Origin of the sequence: Blastococcus sp. TML/C7B (assembly GCF_016612845.1) — a bacterium.
Lineage (GTDB): Bacteria > Actinomycetota > Actinomycetes > Mycobacteriales > Geodermatophilaceae > Blastococcus.
Genome location: NZ_JAEOAA010000002.1, coordinates 1,116,474 through 1,132,877, shown reverse-complemented (window position 1 = coordinate 1,132,877; position 16,404 = coordinate 1,116,474). Strand labels below are relative to the sequence as shown.

Genomic DNA, 16,404 nt, shown 5'->3' with positions numbered 1-16,404 from the left:
GCGGAGCGATGTCCGACGACGCGCGCACCGACGACCCGCGGCGCGCGGTGCCGCGCACCGACGCGTTGCTGGCCGACCCGGCGCTCCGCGCCGCCGAGCAGCGGCTGGGCCGGGCGCTGGTGAAGGACGCCGTCGCCCGCGTCCAGCAGCGCATCCGCACCGGTGCGCTGGCGCCCGAGCGGGCGGTGCCCGCCGTCCTCGACGACCTGCCGACCACGGCCGGCAGCCTGCGCCCGGTCCTCAACGCCACCGGGGTGCTCGTGCACACCAACCTCGGGCGGGCGCCGCTCTCCGCGGCCGCGGTCGAGGCGATCGCCGCCGCCGCGGGCACCACCGACGTCGAGCTCGACCTGGCCACCGGGCGGCGCGGCCCGCGCGGGGAGGCGGCCCTGGGCGCCCTGCTGGACGCCGTCCCCGCCGCGGAGGCCGCGCTCGTCGTCGGCAACTGCGCCGCGGCGCTGGCGCTGGTCGCCACCGCGCTCGGGCAGGGCCGCGAGCTGGTCCTCGCGCGTGGCGAGCTGGTCGAGATCGGCGACGGCTTCCGCATCCCCGACCTGCTCCAGTCCACCGGCGCCCGCCTGCGCGAGGTCGGGACGACCAACCGGGTCACCGTCGAGGACTACCGCGCCGCGCTCTCGCCGGACACCGGTGCCGTGCTCAAGGTCCACCCCTCCAACTTCGTCGTCCGCGGCTTCACGCGGTCGGCCGACGTGGGCGAGCTGGCCGCGGCGCTGGCCGGCACCGGGGTGCCGCTCGTCGCCGACGTCGGCTCGGGCCTGCTCCGCGCCCACCCGCTGCTGCCGGACGAGCCCGACCTCCAGTCGACCCTCGCCGCCGGTGCGGACCTCGTGCTGGCCAGCGGGGACAAGCTGCTCGGCGGGCCGCAGGCGGGGCTCGTGCTCGGGCGGGCCGACCTCGTCCAGCGGTTGCGCCGGCACCCGCTCTACCGCGCGCTCCGGGTCGACAAGACCACCCTCGCCGCCCTGGAGGCGACGCTGCGCGGCCCGACGCCGCCGGTCCGGCAGCTGCTGGAGACCGGGGTCGAGGAGCTGCGCACCCGCGCCACGGCGGTGGCCGGGCGGCTCGCCGCCGCCGGCGTCGACGCACGCGTCGTGGACGCCCCCGGCCGCGTCGGCGGGGGAGGAGCCCCCGAGCACCCGTTGCCCGGCGTCGCGGTCTCGCTGCCCGACGGGTTCGCCGAACCGCTGCGTCGGGCGACCGTGCCGGTGGTCGGCTACGTGGAGGAGGACCGCACGCTGCTCAACCTGCGCAGCCTGCTCCCCGCCGACGACGACGCCCTGGTCGGCGCCGTGCTGGAGGTGGCCCGGCGGTGGACGTGATCGCCACGGCCCGGGCACGTCGACCACGGCAAGTCCGCGCTGGTGCGCGCGCTGACCGGGATGGAGCCCGACCGCTGGGCCGAGGAGCGCCGCCGCGGCCTGACCATCGACCTCGGGTTCGCCTGGACCGACCTGCCCTCGGGGCGCACGGTCGCCGTCGTCGACGTGCCGGGGCACGAGCGGTTCATCGGCAACATGCTGGCCGGGATCGGCCCGGTGCCGGCCGCGCTGCTGGTGGTCGCGGCGGACGACGGGTGGTCGGCGCAGACCGAGGAGCACGTCGCCGTGCTGGACGCGCTCGGGGTGCGGCACGCGCTGCTCGCGGTCACGAAGTCCGACCTCGCCGACCCCGCCCCGGTGCTCGCCGACGCCACGGAGCGGCTCGCGGCGACGTCGATGGGCGCGGTGCCCGGGCTCGCGGTCAGCGCCCTCACCGGGTCCGGCCTGCCGGAGCTCTCCGCCGCGCTGGAGCAGTTGCTCGCCGGGCTGCCCGCGCCGGACACCGCGGCGCCGGTGCGGCTCTGGATCGACCGCGCCTTCACCATCAAGGGGGCCGGCACGGTGGTCACCGGCACGCTCGCCGGCGGGACGGTGGCCCCGGAGGACCGGCTGCGGCTGGGGGACCGCGACGTCGTCGTCCGCGGCGTGCAGTCCCTCGGCCGACCGGTCGAGCGGGCACAGGCCACCGCCCGCGTCGCCCTGAACCTGCGCGGGATCGCGGTCGAGGAGATCCGCCGCGGCGACGCGCTGTTGACCCCGGGTGCCTTCCGCAGCACCACCGAGGTCGACGTGACGCTGGTCGGCGCTCCCGAGGGCCGGCTCCCCGGCGAGGCGGTGGTGCACGTCGGCTCCGCGACGGTCGGCGCCCGGGTGCGCCCGCTCGACGGCGCCGTCGTGCGACTGCGCCTGGACGCCGCCCTCCCGCTGCGGATCGGCGACCGGCTGATCCTGCGCGACCCCGGCGCCCGGCGGGTGCTGGGTGCCGACGTGCGGGACGTCGACCCGCCGGAACTGCGCCGACGCGGCGCGGCCCGGGCGCGGGCGGCGGAGCTCGCCGCGCGGCCCGCGGGCGCCGACGGCGCGGCCGCGGAGCTGGCCCGGCGCGGGATCGTCCGCACCGCCGAGTTCACCGCCATGGGCTGGACCCTCCCCGCGGAGGCGGTCGAGCACGGCCCGTGGCTGCTCGCGGCCGAGCTCGCCGGAACGCTGGCCGACCGGGTGCCCGACGTCGTCGCTCGCTACCGCCGGCTGCGCCCGCTGGAGCCGGGCCCGCCGGTGGACGTCGTGCGTCGCGCCCTGGAGCTGCCCGACGTCGAGCTGGTGCGCGCCCTGGTGCGCCCGCCGCTGGCGCTGCGCGACGGCCGGGTCGCCGACGCCGGGGCCGAGCTGCCCCCGGAGGTGCAGCGCGCCGTGGACACCGTCCGCGCCCGGCTGGCCGACGACCCGTTCGCCGCACCCGAGGTGCCCGAGCTGGCCGCCGCGGCGCTGGGTCCGCGCGAGCTGGCCGCGGCGGTGCGCAGCGGGCAGCTGGTCCGGATCGCCGAGGGCGTGTACCTGGCGCCGGGCATCGCCGAGGTCGCGCGCGCCCGGCTGGCCGCGCTGCCGCAGCCGTTCACCCTCAGCCAGGCCCGCCAGGCGTGGGGGACCAGTCGCCGCGTCGCCGTGCCGCTCATGGAGTGGCTCGACGCGCAGGGGATCACCGCGCGGTTGCCGGACAACACCCGCCGGCTGCGCTGACCTCAGCGGTAGGGGTCGGTGATCTCGCGCAGGTCGGTCAGCGCCGCCCGCAGCTGCCGCCACCGTCGCTCGCCCAAGTGCGCCCGCCACCCGGCCTCGACCTCGGCCACGACGGCGGCGGCGACCGGCTGGGCGGCGGTGCCGCGCTCGGCCAGGCGGACCAGGCGGGCGCGGGCGTCGGTCGGGTCCGGGGTGCGCCGCACGTAGCCGGTCCGCTCGAGCTGGTCGACCAGGTGGCTGGCGGTCTGCTTGGTCACCTGCGCCGCCTCGGCGAGCTCGGTCAGCCGGGTGCCGTCGGGTCCGATCCGCTGCATCACCCGCGCCTGGGCGAGGGTGAAGTCGTCGAAGCCGGCCTGCGCCAGCGCGGCGAAGATGCGGTTCTCCATCGCGCGGTAGGGGAGGAACAGCAGCAGGCCGACGTTGAGCTCCTCGGTGTCCGCACCCGACTCGGCCACGGCGCTCCCCGTTCTTGACGATGGTCAGAAGTCCGAACTATCTTGGTTCGATCATCGTACGGGTTCCCGCGGAGTGCGCCATGGACCAGCGACCGATCGACACCCTGCCCACCGACGCCGTGTGGGCCACCATCGACGCCGAGCGGGCGGACCTCGCGGGCCTGCTCGACGACCTGTCACCCGACGAGTGGGCGCACCCGTCGCTCTGCGCCGGCTGGCGGGTGCGCGACGTCGTCGCGCACCTGGCGCTGGCGCAGACCGGTCCCGGGCGCGCGACCCTCGACCTCGTCCGCGCGCGGGGCAGCCTGCCGCGGATGATCCACGACAGCGCGGTCCGGCACGCGGTCGCGCCACCGGAGCAGCTGACGGCGGAGATCCGCGCGATGGTGGGATCCCGGCGCCGGGCGCCGGGGGTCACGCCGATGGAGCCGCTGCTCGACGTCCTGGTGCACGGGCAGGACGTCGCCGTCCCGCTGGGCCGGGAACGGCACATGCCGGTCGCCGCGGCCGTTCCGGCTGCGACGCGGGTGTGGACCATGCCCTGGCCGATGTCCACGACGTTCCCCCGGGTGCGGGGCGTGCGGTTGGTCGCCACCGACGCCGACTGGTCGGCCGGCGAGGGCGACATCGTCGAGGCCCCGATCGAGGCGCTGCTCCTGGTGCTCACCGGACGCACCGCCGCCGTGCGGGACCGGCTCGCCGGCCCGGGGGTGGCGCGGCTGCGCTAGCTGCCCTGCTCGGCCGCCGGCACCCAGCGGGCCGGGCGCTTCTCGCGGAACGACGCGATCCCCTCCTGGCCCTCCTCGCCGGCGAAGAACCGCGCGGACAGCGTCAGCAGCTCGCCGAACTCCAGCTCGGGCTGCCGGGCCCGCAGCATCCGCTTGGTCTCGGCCAGGGCGACGGGGGCGCCGGCGGCGAGCGCGGTCAGCTGCCCGGCGACGACGGCGTCGAGCTCGTCGGGTTCGGCGACCAGGTCGACCAGCCCGCCCGCGGCGGCGGCCGCGGCGTCGAAGACCTCGCCGGTGAGCATCAACCGGTGCGCCACGTGCGGCGTCATCCGCGGCAGCACGACGGCCGAGATGACCGCCGGCACGAGCCCGAGGCGGACCTCGGAGAAGGCGAAGCTCGCCGAGGAGGCGGCGACGACGACGTCGCAGGCGGCGACCAGGCCGACCCCACCGGCGCGCGCCGGACCGCGCACGACCGCGACGACCGGCTTGGGGGAGGACCAGATCAGCCGGAGCAGCTCGGGGAACTCGTTGACGCCCTGCTCCTGCGACGAGCCGCCGGCGGCCTCGGCGAGGTCCATGCCGGAGCAGAAGACCCGGCCGGTGTGGTCCAGCACGACGACGCGGACGGCGTCGTCGGCGAGCGCGTCGGTGAGCGCCTGGCGCAGCTGCCCGCGCAGCGCCCGGGACAGCGCGTTGCGGTTCTCCGGGGAGTCGAGGGTGAGCGTCGCGACGCCGGCGGACACGGACACCTGGATCACTCGGTCGTGGGTCACAGCCGCATCCTGCCGCGCCGCCGCCCCGGCGCGGCACACTGGGAGCAGATGAACACCGTCCTGCCCCTCGTCGAGCGCGCCGTGCCCCCGCTCGAGCTGCCGGAGTCCGCCCGCGACGGCCTGGCGAGCACGCCGTTCGGCCTCTACGTGCACGTGCCGTTCTGCGCCACGCGCTGCGGCTACTGCGACTTCAACACCTACACCTCCGACGAGCTCGGCCCCGGCGCCAACCGGGCGGAGTACGCGGGGACGGCGATCGACGAGCTGCGCCGGGCCGCCCGCGTCCTGGGCCCGGACCTGCCGACGGTCTCCACCGTCTTCGTCGGCGGCGGCACCCCCACGCTGCTGCCCGCCACCGACCTGACCGCCGTCCTGGCCGAGGTGCGCCGCCTGTTCCCGGTGGCCGACGACGTCGAGATCACCACCGAGGCCAACCCCGAGACCGTGGACCGCGGCTACCTGGCGCAGCTGCGCGAGGGCGGGTTCACCCGGGTCAGCCTCGGCATGCAGTCCGCCGCCGAGCACGTCCTCGCCGTCCTCGACCGGCGGCACACCCCCGGCCGGGCGGTGCAGGCCGCGCACGACGCCCGCGCCGCGGGGTTCGAGCACGTCAACCTCGACCTCATCTACGGCACCCCCGGCGAGACCGACGCCGACTGGGCGACCTCGCTGGACGCCGTCCTCGCCGCGCCGGTCGACCACGTCAGCGCCTACGCGCTGATCGTCGAGGAGGGCACCCGGCTGGCCCGGCGGATCAGCCGCGGCGAGCTCCCGATGCCCGATGACGACGTCCTCGCCGACCGCTACGAGCTGGCCGACGCGACCCTGCGCCGCGCCGGCTTCGACTGGTACGAGGTGTCCAACTGGGCCACCTCGGAGGCCGCCCGCTGCCGGCACAACGAGCTGTACTGGGCCAACGCCAACTGGTGGGGCGTCGGCCCCGGCGCGCACAGCCACGTCGGCGGGCTGCGCTGGTGGAACGTCAAGCACCCGGCCGCGTACGCCGACCGGCTGGCGAGCGGCGAGAGCCCGCACGCCGATGCCGAGCTGCTCGACGACGACGACCGCGCCCTGGAGACCGTGATGCTCGGCCTGCGGCTGCGCGAGGGCCTGCCGCTGACCCTGTTGAGCGAGCTGGGCCGGCGCCGGGCGGCCGACGCCGTCACCCGCGGGTTGCTGGACCCGGACGCGCACGCGGCGGGCCGCGCGGTGCTCACCGATCCCGGCCGGCTGCTGGCCGACGCGCTGGTCCGCGACCTCACCGACTGACCCCGCGCGGAAATCCGGCGCACGGTCGGCGTTCCTGCACTATGGTGTCCGTTTTCCAGGTGACTCCGCCGGCAACGGCGCCGCGGGTGAGGAGGTGGTCGGTGTGCACGCGCTCGCGTCCGCTGCCGCCCCGAGCTCCCCGCCGGGCGTTCCCACCACCGGCGCCGCGCCCGCGCTGACCGGCGGCATGCTGCTGGCCCTGGCGCTGAACCGCCGGGCCCGAGGGCTGCGCGGGCTGGACGTGCTCCGCCGCAGCCAGGACAGGGCCCCGCCGCAGCTCGCCTGACCCGCTCCCGCGAGTCGCCGCCGCACCCCTGTCCTGACGCGCACCCACCGGGTGACCGCGTCTTTCTGCGTACCCCTGAGGAATTCTGATGACCAGCACGCTCGACACCCGCGACCTGTCCGCCGACGACGCCCGCTGGGGCGCCTTCCGCACCCTGCTCGAGGACCAGCGCGGTGACTGCGTCCGCCAGCGCGAGGCCGCGCTGGAGGAGTGCGCCCAGTCGGTTCCCGACCCGGTCGCGCTGCGCCGCAGCGCCTCCCTGCAGGAGACCATCACCGCCATCGACGAGGCGCTCGCCCGGATCACCGACGGCACCTACGGCTCCTGCGTCCACTGCGGCGCCGGCATCCCCGAGGAGCGGCTCGAGCTGCGCCCCTACGCCGGGGCCTGCGTCGCCTGCACCGACCGGCGCTGACCCGGCGGTGGAGGAGGGAGCGCGACCATGTCGGTCCACCCCCGGTCCGTCGCCGTCGTGGGCGCCGGGATGGTCGGCCTGGCCACCGCCTGGTTCCTGCAGGAGAGCGGCGCGGAGGTCACCGTCTACGAGCAGGACGTCGTGGCGGCCGGCGCCTCGTGGGGCAACGCCGGCTGGCTCACCCCGAGCCTGACCGCGCCGCTGCCGGAACCCGCGGTGCTCCGCTACGGCCTGCGCGCCGTGCTGAGCCCGCGGTCTCCGGTCTACGTGCCGCCGCGAGCCGACGCCCGGCTGCTGCGGTTCCTCGCCCGGTTCGCCCGGAACAGCACGCCCGGCCGGTGGCGCGCCGGGGCATGACCGCCTACGTGCCGCTCAACGAGCGGGCGCTGGAGGCCTTCGACGCCCTCGCCGCCGGCGGGGTGGAGGCGGTCACCCACCGCGCCTCGCCCTTCCTGGCGCTCTACCGCACCGAGCGGGAGCGCTCCGGCCTGCTCGCCGAGCTGCAGGCCATCCGGGACAGCGGCCAGTCCGAGGTCGTCTTCGGGCAGCTGACCGGCGAGCAGGCGCGCGCCCTCGAGCCGGTGCTCACCGACCGGGTCGGGGCCGGCGTGCAGCTCTACGGCCAGCGGTACCTGCACCCACCGGAGTTCGTCGGCGCGCTCGCGGCCTCGGTGCGGGCTCGCGGGGGAGAGGTCCTCGAGGGCTCGGGCGTCCGCAGCGTCCGGGAGACCCCGCAGGGCGTCGTCCTCGACCTGGGGGACCGGGAGCGCCGGCACGACGCCGTCATCGTCGCGACCGGAGCCTGGTCGGAGCGGCTGACCCGGCGGTTCGGCGTGCGCGAGCCGGTGCAGGCCGGCCGCGGTTACAGCTTCAGCGTGCCGGTCGAGCGGATGCCCGGCGGCCCGCTGTACTTCCCGCAGCAACGGGTGGCGGTCACGCCGCTGGGCGACCGGCTGCGGGTCGCCGGGATGATGGAGTTCCGCCGTCCCGACGCGCCGCTGGACGCCCGCCGGATCGACGCCGTCGTGGACGCCGTCCGGCCGTTCCTCGCCGGGGTCGACCTCGACGACCGGCAGGACGAGTGGGTCGGCTCCCGGCCGGTCACCGGTGACGGGCTGCCGCTGATCGGGCGCACGTCGTCCGAGCGGGTGTTCGTCGCCGGCGGGCACGGGATGTGGGGGATCGCGCTCGGCCCGGTCACCGGCATGCTCCTCGCCGAGGCCGTGCTCAAGGGCGAGACGCCGGAGGTGCTCCGGCCGTTCGACCCGCTGCGCTGAGGATGCGCCGACCCCTGCGACCGGTGCCGGTGCTCCGGCTGGCCTCGGTCGGGTACCGCTTCCGGGAGAGCCTGTTCCTCCTCCCGGCGCTGATCGTCGTCGGTGGCGTGCTGCTCGCCGAGGGCACCCGTGCCCTCGACCGCGCCACCGGCGACGGCGGTGATCCGCCGTTCACGCTGCACATGAGCAACAACACGGCCACCTGGCTGCTGAGCACGGTGGCCGGCGCGATGATCACCACCGCCGGCGTGGTGTTCTCGCTGACGGTGGTGAGCCTGCAGCTGGCGAGCAGCCAGTTCTCGCCGCGCGTCATGCGGTCGTTCATCCGGGACCGCCTGGCGCAGGTGGTGATCGGGTCGCTGGTCGCGACCTTCGTCTACAGCGTGCTCACCCTGCGCGTGGTGAGCGGGCCCGAGGAGGAGACGGCCGCACCGGTGCCGGTCACCGTGGCCGTCGTCCTGACCGTCGTCACGGTGCTGCTCATCGTGGCCTACCTCGACCACCTGGCTCACGGGATGCAGGTCGGCGAGGTGGTGCGGCGGATCACCGGCGAGGCCGAGGCGGTGCTGGCGGCCGTCGCGCGCCGGACTGCCGCCGAACGCCCGGAGGAGGACGCCGTGCCGGCAGCCGAGCCCGGGCTGACGGTGTTCGCCGCCGCGGACGGCTGGGTGACCCAGGCGCCGGTCGACCGGCTGCTCCGGGCGTTGCCCGTCGGCGCGACCATCCGGCTGGAGACGCGGGTCGGTGCCTACATCCACGAGGGCGAGCCGCTGGCGCACGTCTGGCCGCGTCCGGAGCGGCCGGAGCGGGTCGAGGCCCGGGTGCAGGCGAGCGTCCTCGTCGGCGACGTCCGCACGATGCAGGACGACGTCGACTTCGCGTTGCGGCAGCTGGTCGACATCGGGCTGCGGGCGCTCAGCCCGGCGGTCAACGACCCGACGACAGCGGTCGAGGTGATCCTGCGGATCGGCAGCCTGCTGCGCCGGCTGCTGCCCGCCGAGCTGCCGCAGCCGGTGGTGGCGGGCCCGGACGGGCGGCGCCTGGTCCGCCCGTGGGAGCTGAGCGCGGCGGAGTACGTCACCCACGGCTTCGAGCAGCTCCGCCAGGCCGCGGCTCCCCAGCACCAGGTGGTCGCCGCGCTGGCCCGCGTGCTGCGGATGCTGGTGCTGCACCTGGAGGAGGCGGGCCGGACCGACGCGCTGCCCGAGCTGCGGCGCCAGCTGCGCCTGCTCCTGGACATGGTGGAGCGGGAGCCCGAGCTGCACGTCGAGGACGTCGCCCACCTCCGGGCCGTGGCGGAGGACCCGGTCGACCCGGCCGACCACACCGGCCGGGCGGACGTGGTCCCGCCGGCCTGAGCGGCTCAGCCGCGGCGCGACCCGGGGACGGGCGGCTGGGCCGGGATGGCCTCGGTGGACGGGCCGGTCGCCTGCACCGGGCTGAGGGCGTCCAGGTCCAGCACCCGGACGTGGATGACGTTGCGCTGCTGGAGCGCAGCGCGCAGCGCCCGGTGCAGGCCGTCCTCCAGGTACAGCTCGCCGTGCCACTGGACGGCGTGCGGAAACAGGTCGCCGTAGAAGGTGGAGTCGTCGGCCAGGAGCGTGTCCAGGGCCAGCTGCCGCTTCGTCGTCGTCAGCGTGTCCATGCGCACCTGGCGGGGCGGGATCATCGCCCAGTCACGGGCGGACAACCCGTGCTCGGGGTAGGGGCGCCCGTCTCGAACCGCCTTGAAGATCAGGGGGACCGTCTCCGCTCTCTGTCCGCCGGGCGCCGACCGCTCCACCCTATCGGCCGGGGGTGCCGGGCGTCGCGCCCTCGGCCTGCCCGGGCGGACCGCGAGCCACGCGACGACGGCGCCCGGCGGTCGTATGCTGGCTTGGCACTCCCACCGTGCGAGTGCCAGCAGGAACCGGCCCCGGGTAGCAGCCCGCGGTTCCCGCGCGCGGTGGGCCGACCGGTACGGGGAGGTGTCTCGTGGCGCACGACGAACGCCGCCTGGAGGTCCTCCGGGCGATCGTCCAGGACTACGTCTCGACCAACGACCCGGTGGGCAGCAAGGCGCTGGCCGACCGGCACGACCTGGGCGTCTCCCCGGCGACGATCCGCAACGACATGGCGGTGCTGGAGGAGCAGGGCTACATCACCCAGCCGCACACCAGCGCCGGCCGGGTGCCCACCGACAAGGGCTACCGGCTCTTCGTCGACCGGCTCTCGGCGGTCAAGCCGCTGTCGGTGGCCGAGCGGCGGGCCATCGAGCGGTTCCTCGACGGCGCCGTCGACCTGCACGACGTGCTGGGTCGCACCGTCCGGCTGCTCGCGCAGCTCACCCGCCAGGTCGCCGTCGTCCAGTACCCGACGCTGTCCCGCAGCGCGGTGCGCCACCTCGAGGTGGTGCAGGTCGGTGCCGCCCGGCTCATGCTGGTGCTCATCACCGACACCGGCCGCGTCGAGCAGCGGGTCGTCGACGTCCCGGTCGACACCGACGCCGGCGCGGTCGCCGAACTGCGCACGCTGCTCAACTCCGCGTTCAGCGGCGTCAAGCTCACCGAGGCCGGGGACAAGGTGCCCGACCTGCTGGAGACCGCGCCGCAGCACCTGCGCGGCCTGGTCGCCACGGTCAGCTCCACGCTGCTGGAGACACTCGTCGAGCCCAGCGAGGACAGGCTGGTCATCGGCGGGACGGCGAACCTGGCCCGGGGCAGTGCCCTGGACTTCCAGGGCACCGTCAGCCCGCTGCTGGAGGCGCTCGAGGAGCAGGTCGTCGTGCTCCGCCTGATCAGCGAGGTCGACGCCGGCACCGTGCTGGTGCGCATCGGCGAGGAGAACGCCCATGAGGCGCTGACCGGCGCCTCGCTGGTCACCGTCGGCTACGGCTCCCCGGACCGGGCGCTGGGCGGCCTGGGCATCGTCGGCCCGACCCGCATGGACTACCCCACGAACATGGCCGCGGTTCGCGCCGTGGCCCGCTACGTCGGCCAGATCCTGGCCGAGAGCTGAGGACGACACACTCGATGGCAACCGACTACTTCGGCGTCCTGGGCCTGGCCCGCGAGGCCAGCGACTCCGACATCAAGCGCGCCTACCGGCGGCTGGCGCGGGACCTGCACCCCGACGTCAACCCGGACCCGGAGGCCAAGGAGCGCTTCCAGGAGGTCACCCGCGCCTACGAGGCGCTCACCGACCCGGAGAAGCGCCGGATCGTCGACCTCGGCGGCGACCCGTTCGAGACCGGCGGCGGCGAGGGCAACGGGTTCGGCGGCGCCGGCTTCGGTGGCGGCCTGGGCGACATCATGGACGCCTTCTTCGGCGGGGCCACCACCCGCGGCCCGCGCGGCCGCACCCGGGCCGGCCGGGACGCGCTCATCCCCGTCGAGCTCGAGCTGGACGAGGCGGTGTTCGGCACCGTCAAGGAGCTCACCGTCGACACCGCCGTCCTCTGCGACGTCTGCGCCGGCGCGGGCACCGCCCCCGGCACGCACGTCACCACCTGCACGACCTGCTCCGGCCGCGGCGAGGTGCAGAGCGTGCAGCGCAGCTTCCTCGGCCAGGTGATGACCAGCCGCCCCTGCCCGACCTGCTCGGGCACCGGCCAGGTCATCCCCGAGCCGTGCGCGAAGTGCGCCGGCGACGGCCGCGTGCGGGCCCGCCGCACCATCTCGGTGAAGGTGCCCGCCGGCGTCGAGGACGGCATGCGCATCCGGCTGACCGGCCAGGGCGAGGTCGGCCCCGGCGGCGGCCCGGCCGGCGACCTCTACGTCGAGGTGCACGAGCGGCCGCACGACGTCTTCACCCGGGACGGCGAGGACCTGCACTGCCGCGTCACCCTGCCCATGACCTCCGCCGCGCTGGGCACCACGCTCAACCTCAAGACGCTCGACGGCGAGGAGGAGCTGGCGATCGCGCCGGGCACGCAGTCCGGCAGCGTCCTCACGCTGCGGGCGCACGGAGCTCCGCGGCTGCGGGCCACCGGCCGCGGCAATCTGGTGGTGCACGTCGACGTCGTCACGCCCACCAAGCTCGACGGCGAGCAGGAGCGGCTGATGCGCGAGCTGGCGGCACTGCGCGGCGAGGACCAGCCCGAGTCCAACCGCGAGGCCCAGGGCGGGCTGTTCTCGCGCGTGCGCGACGCCTTCCACGGGCGCTGAGTCCCATGAGCACCGACGGCCCGGAGCTCGACGGCGCCCCGCTGTTCCTCCTCGACGAGCTGCCCGGCACCGCCGAGGTGCTCGTCGACGGCGCCGAGGGCCGGCACGCCGTCGACGTGCTGCGGCTGGAGCCGGGGGAGCGGGTGCGCGTCGGCGACGGCCGGGGTGCGGTGGCCGAGGGTGAGGTCGTCGCCGCCTCCGCGCAGGGGCTGCGGGTGGCGGTCACCGCCCGCTTCGAGGTGCCCGCGCCGCAGCCGGAGTTCGTGCTGGTGCAGGCCCTGCCGAAGGGCGACCGCGGGCCGCTGGCCGTGGACCTCGCCACCGAGCTCGGTGTCGACCGGATCGTGCCGTGGACGGCGGCGCGTTGCGTCACCCGCTGGCGCGACGACCGCGTGGCCAAGGGCGTCGCCAAGTGGCGGGCGGCGGCGCGGGCGGCCAGCAAGCAGTCCCGACGGCCGCGGGTGCCCGAGGTGACCGAGCCGATGTCGACCCGAGAGGTGTGCGGGCTGCTCGGCGACGTCGAGCTCGCGGTGGTGCTGCACGAGCAGGCCCGCCGTCCCCTCGCCGAGCTGACCGTGCCCTCGACCGGCACCGTGGCCGTCGTCGTCGGGCCGGAGGGCGGGATCACCGACGGCGAGGTCGTCGCCTTCCGCGCGGCGGGCGCCGAGCCGGTGCGCCTGGGCCCCGAGGTGCTCCGCACCTCCACCGCCGGCGCCGCCGCCCTCGCCGCGCTGTCCGCCCGCACCCGCTGGGCATGACCGCCACCCGCGCTGGGATCAGGTGACCTGATCGTCGAGCGTCCTCCCTCGTGGTGTGCGGTGAGGGAGGACGCTCGGCGGTGAGGGAGGACGCCGCCCGGTCAGGTGACGGGTGGCCTTCCGGCTCGCTGCCGGCGGGGGTCACCGCGACGATCGACCGGTGACGGAGACCGGGCGGCGGCGATGGTCCGGAACCGCCCTCGCCGGGCTCGCCTACGCCGTCGCGGCCCGGCGATTGTGCGGGTACCGCGGTCTCCGGCTGCTGGACAGCCCGGAACGTGCACACGACGCAGGCGACGGCGTCAGCAGCAGCGGGTGACCGGGTTCCGCTCCAGCGCGTCGGAGCGCAGCCGCTCGAAGGCGCGCCGGCTCATCGGCTCGTGCCCGTGCGCGGCGCAGTGCTCGAGGTAGCGGTCCCAGCGGGCCTCGCCGGTGAACTCGCGCAGGTACCAGCGCACGCCGTGCCAGGCCCGGGCCAGCGGGACGGTCACTTCTCCTCCGCCTCGGGCCGCCCGGCTCCGGCGCCGACGAGCCGCCGGTGCTCGGCGACGGCCTCGCGCTCCTCCGCGGTCGGGAAGAAGCCGGCCGGTTCGACCAGCGTCGAGGGCACGTGCGGCTCCTCCGTCGTCGGCAGCCGGCCGCCGGCGCGCAGCGCGCGGGAGATGACCACGGCCGCGTCCACCACGACGACGAGCACCAGCACCGCGAACGTCGCCTGCAGGATCCCGTTGAGCGTGGAGTTGAAGACGATCTGGTCCATCTGCCCGCGGTCGGTCGCCGGGGCGAGCAGCTCCCCGGCGGCGCGGGCGTCGGCGTAGCGGGCGCGCTGCGCGAAGTACCCGACGGCGGGGTCGCCGGAGAAGACCTTCTGCCAGCTCGCCGTCATCGTGACCACGAGGTCCCACACCAGCGGGACCGCCGTCACCCAGGCGTAGCGCAGCTTCCCGTGCTTGATCAGCAACACCGTGACCAGCGTCAGCGCGATCGCCGCGAGCAGCTGGTTGGCGATGCCGAACAGCGGGAAGAGCTGGTTCACCCCGCCCAGCGGGTCGGTGACGCCCACGTAGAGCACATAGCCCCAGAGCCCGACGACGACGGCGCTGGCCATCACGTTGCCCGGCCGCCAGGAGAGGTCGCCGAACTTCTTCCAGACGTTGCCGATCGTGTCCTGCAGCATGAACCGCCCGACGCGGGTGCCGGCGTCGACGGCGGTGAGGATGAACAGCGCCTCGAACATGATCGCGAAGTGGTACCAGAACGCCTGCAGGTTGCCGCCGAACGCGTTGTGGAAGATGTCGGAGATCCCGACGGCCAGGGTCGGCGCGCCGCCGGTGCGCGAGATCAGGCTCGGTTCCTGCACCGCCGCGGCGGCGGCCGCGAGGTCGTCGGCGGAGGTGTCGAAGCCCAGCCCGCCGATGAACGCCGCCGCCGAGCCCGGGTCGCCACCGGTGGCGCCGGCCGGGGCGTTCATCGCGAAGTAGAGCCCCTGGTCGATCACGCATGCGGCGATGAGCGCGCTGATCGCGACGAAGGACTCCATGAGCATCCCGCCGTAGCCGATCAGCCGGACCTGGTTCTCCTTGGCCACCATCTTCGGGGTCGTCCCGGACGAGATGAGCGCGTGGAACCCCGACAGCGCGCCGCAGGCGATGGTGATGAAGACGAACGGGAACAGCGAGCCGGCGAACACCGGCCCGGTGCCCTCGCGGGCGAAGTCGGTGACCGCCTCGGCCTGCAGCACCGGCCGCGCGATGAGCAGCCCGATCGCCAGCAGCACGATGACGCCGACCTTCATGAAGGTCGACAGGTAGTCGCGCGGGGTGAGCAGCATCCAGACCGGCAGCACCGAGGCGACGAAGCCGTAGACCACCAGCGCGAGCACCAGCCACTCGCGGGAGAGGGTGAGGGCGTCGCCGAGGCCGGTGTCGTCGATCCAGCCGCCGCCGATGATCGCCAGCAGCAGCAGGGCGACGCCGATGCCGGTGGCCTCCAGCACCCGCCCGGGCCGCAGCACCCGCAGGTAGAAGCCCATGAACAGCGCGATCGGGATGGTCAGCGCGATGGAGAAGACGCCCCACGGCGACTCGGCCAGCGCGTTGACCACGATCAGCGCGAGCACCGCCAGGATGATGATCATGATCGCGAAGACGGCGATCAGCGCGGCGATCCCCGCCGACGACGCCGATCTCCTCGCGCACCATCTGGCCCAGGCTCTTGCCGTTGCGCCGCATGGAGAAGAACAGCACCGTCAGGTCCTGCACGGCCCCGGCGAAGATGACGCCGACGATGATCCAGATCGTGCCGGGCAGGTAGCCCATCTGCGCGGCCAGCACCGGCCCCACCAGCGGGCCCGCCCCGGCGATCGCGGCGAAGTGGTGGCCGAACAGGACGCGACGGTCGGTGACGTCGAAGTCGACGCCGTTCTCCAGCCGCTCGGCGGGGGTGGCGCGGGTGTCGTCGGCCTCCAGCACCCGCCGGACGATGAACCGCGCGTAGAAGCGGTAGGCGATGGCGTAGGAGGACAGCGCCGCGAACAGGATCCACAGCGCCGAGATGGTCTCGCCGCGGGCCAGCGCCAGCACCGCCCAGCAGACGGCGCCGACCGCGGCGACCAGCGCCCAGATGCCGACCTGTGCCGGGGACATCCGCCGGCCGGCCGGGGGTGCGGGGGAGCGGCCGCTCGACGAGCTCCCCGCGGTGACAGTTCCGGACATGACGTCCTCCGTCCCGACACCGGCTCCGCTGCCGGCCCCCGTCGGTTACGCGTCCGAGCATAAGGACGCCGAGGGGTTCCGGCTGGCTGGAACCGGGGGCTCCGGAGGGCGGGCGCGGCCGGTCGGGCCCTAGGGTGCGGACCGTGTCCGACTGCCTGTTCTGCCGCATGGTCGCCGGGGAGATCCCCGCCGACGTCGTCCACTCGACCGACCGCGTGCTGGCCTTCCGGGACATCAACCCGCAGGCGCCCACGCACGTGCTGGTGATCCCCAAGGAGCACCACCGCAACTTCGGTGCCCTCGCGGCGGCCGACCCCGCGCTGCTGGGGGAGGTGGCGAACGCCGCGCACGCCGTCGCCGTCCAGGAGGGGCTGGTCGCCGACGGCGGCAACGAGCCCGGCTACCGCGTCGTCACCAACACCGGGCCGCAGGCCGGGCAGTCGGTCGACCACCTCCACCTGCACGTCCTCGGCGGCCGCGGCCTCGGGTGGCCCCCCGGCTGAC

General features: G+C 75.5%; 17 protein-coding genes and 2 pseudogenes. 13 read left to right on the top strand and 6 right to left on the bottom strand.

Going from position 1 to position 16,404, the window contains the following annotated elements; all coding sequences use genetic code 11:
• Positions 1-8 precede the first annotated feature (8 nt).
• Together selA and JKP76_RS18380 are read left to right on the top strand one after the other, a co-directional pair.
• Entirely contained in the window at positions 9-1,340 is a 1,332-nt protein-coding gene (gene selA / locus JKP76_RS18385) for an L-seryl-tRNA(Sec) selenium transferase (RefSeq protein WP_200492212.1), read from the top strand.
• A gap of 42 nt (positions 1,341-1,382) precedes the next feature.
• A complete protein-coding gene (locus tag JKP76_RS18380; protein WP_309233045.1) occupies positions 1,383-3,077 on the top strand; it encodes a SelB C-terminal domain-containing protein in 1,695 nt (564 codons plus the stop codon).
• 2 nt (positions 3,078-3,079) lie between these two features.
• Here JKP76_RS18380 and JKP76_RS18375 read toward each other — a convergent pair whose 3' ends face one another.
• Positions 3,080-3,532 (bottom strand): MarR family transcriptional regulator, encoded by a 453-nt coding sequence (locus JKP76_RS18375; protein ID WP_200492211.1) that lies wholly within the window; start codon positions 3,530-3,532, stop codon positions 3,080-3,082.
• Between the two features lie 80 nt (positions 3,533-3,612).
• Here JKP76_RS18375 and JKP76_RS18370 point away from each other — a divergent pair, with 80 nt between their 5' ends.
• Positions 3,613-4,260, top strand: coding sequence for a maleylpyruvate isomerase family mycothiol-dependent enzyme (locus tag JKP76_RS18370; protein WP_200492210.1), 648 nt, complete (start codon positions 3,613-3,615; stop codon positions 4,258-4,260).
• Here JKP76_RS18370 and JKP76_RS18365 read toward each other — a convergent pair.
• Positions 4,257-5,036: an enoyl-CoA hydratase-related protein gene (locus tag JKP76_RS18365; protein WP_200492209.1), complete on the bottom strand. Its 780-nt coding sequence runs from the start codon at positions 5,034-5,036 to the stop codon at positions 4,257-4,259. The two genes, JKP76_RS18370 and JKP76_RS18365, sit on opposite strands and share 4 nt — an antisense overlap.
• Between JKP76_RS18365 and hemW the strand changes: the two genes are divergently transcribed.
• The 6 genes from hemW to JKP76_RS18340 all read left to right on the top strand — a co-directional run bounded on the left by hemW (position 5,028) and on the right by JKP76_RS18340 (position 9,641).
• The gene (gene hemW, locus JKP76_RS18360; RefSeq protein WP_309229543.1) at positions 5,028-6,305 is read left to right on the top strand and encodes a radical SAM family heme chaperone HemW; all 1,278 of its coding nucleotides are present in this window, start codon (positions 5,028-5,030) and stop codon (positions 6,303-6,305) included. The genes JKP76_RS18365 and hemW overlap by 9 nt on opposite strands.
• Before the next feature lie 103 nt (positions 6,306-6,408).
• Positions 6,409-6,591 (top strand): hypothetical protein, encoded by a 183-nt coding sequence (locus JKP76_RS18355; protein WP_200492208.1) that lies wholly within the window; start codon positions 6,409-6,411, stop codon positions 6,589-6,591.
• A gap of 88 nt (positions 6,592-6,679) precedes the next feature.
• A complete protein-coding gene (locus JKP76_RS18350) occupies positions 6,680-7,006 on the top strand; it encodes a TraR/DksA C4-type zinc finger protein (protein ID WP_200492207.1) in 327 nt (108 codons plus the stop codon).
• Positions 7,007-7,033: 27 nt separating this feature from the next.
• Complete coding sequence (locus tag JKP76_RS24245; protein ID WP_375335660.1) at positions 7,034-7,363, top strand: FAD-dependent oxidoreductase; 330 nt, start codon at positions 7,034-7,036, stop codon at positions 7,361-7,363.
• Positions 7,360-8,283 (top strand): NAD(P)/FAD-dependent oxidoreductase, encoded by a 924-nt coding sequence (locus JKP76_RS18345; protein WP_375335659.1) that lies wholly within the window; start codon positions 7,360-7,362, stop codon positions 8,281-8,283. The genes JKP76_RS24245 and JKP76_RS18345 overlap by 4 nt, the downstream gene beginning before the upstream one ends.
• Before the next feature lie 2 nt (positions 8,284-8,285).
• On the top strand, positions 8,286-9,641 hold the full coding sequence (locus JKP76_RS18340; protein ID WP_200492206.1) for a DUF2254 domain-containing protein: 1,356 nt from the start codon (positions 8,286-8,288) through the stop codon (positions 9,639-9,641).
• Between the two features lie 89 nt (positions 9,642-9,730).
• Here JKP76_RS18340 and JKP76_RS18335 read toward each other — a convergent pair.
• Positions 9,731-10,021 (bottom strand): annotated as a pseudogene (locus JKP76_RS18335) (type II toxin-antitoxin system VapB family antitoxin); the annotation flags it as partial.
• Positions 10,022-10,257: 236 nt separating this feature from the next.
• Here JKP76_RS18335 and hrcA point away from each other — a divergent pair.
• Genes hrcA through JKP76_RS18320 form a run of 3 tightly spaced genes read left to right on the top strand, consistent with a single transcriptional unit; the run spans position 10,258 to position 13,186 of the window.
• Positions 10,258-11,280 carry a heat-inducible transcriptional repressor HrcA gene (hrcA, locus tag JKP76_RS18330; protein ID WP_200492205.1) on the top strand — a complete coding sequence of 341 codons (1,023 nt, stop codon included), beginning with the start codon at positions 10,258-10,260 and terminating at the stop codon, positions 11,278-11,280.
• Positions 11,281-11,294: 14 nt separating this feature from the next.
• Positions 11,295-12,428, top strand: coding sequence for a molecular chaperone DnaJ (gene dnaJ / locus JKP76_RS18325; RefSeq protein ID WP_200492204.1), 1,134 nt, complete (start codon positions 11,295-11,297; stop codon positions 12,426-12,428).
• A gap of 5 nt (positions 12,429-12,433) precedes the next feature.
• Positions 12,434-13,186: a 16S rRNA (uracil(1498)-N(3))-methyltransferase gene (locus tag JKP76_RS18320; protein ID WP_200492203.1), complete on the top strand. Its 753-nt coding sequence runs from the start codon at positions 12,434-12,436 to the stop codon at positions 13,184-13,186.
• A gap of 302 nt (positions 13,187-13,488) precedes the next feature.
• On the opposite strand, the gene JKP76_RS18315 is transcribed toward JKP76_RS18320, so the two are convergent.
• The 3 genes and pseudogenes from JKP76_RS18315 to JKP76_RS22785 form a co-directional block, all read right to left on the bottom strand.
• A complete protein-coding gene (locus JKP76_RS18315) occupies positions 13,489-13,677 on the bottom strand; it encodes a YbdD/YjiX family protein (protein ID WP_200492202.1) in 189 nt (62 codons plus the stop codon).
• Positions 13,674-15,323: a carbon starvation CstA family protein gene (locus JKP76_RS22790; RefSeq protein WP_255522715.1), complete on the bottom strand. Its 1,650-nt coding sequence runs from the start codon at positions 15,321-15,323 to the stop codon at positions 13,674-13,676. Before JKP76_RS22790 ends, JKP76_RS18315 begins: the two co-directional genes overlap by 4 nt.
• 106 nt (positions 15,324-15,429) lie before the next feature.
• A pseudogene (locus JKP76_RS22785) lies at positions 15,430-15,831 on the bottom strand (carbon starvation CstA family protein); the annotation flags it as partial.
• A gap of 212 nt (positions 15,832-16,043) precedes the next feature.
• On the opposite strand from JKP76_RS22785, the gene JKP76_RS18305 reads away from it, so the two are divergent.
• Complete coding sequence (locus JKP76_RS18305) at positions 16,044-16,403, top strand: HIT domain-containing protein (protein WP_309229546.1); 360 nt, start codon at positions 16,044-16,046, stop codon at positions 16,401-16,403.
• Position 16,404: the final 1 nt, after the last annotated feature.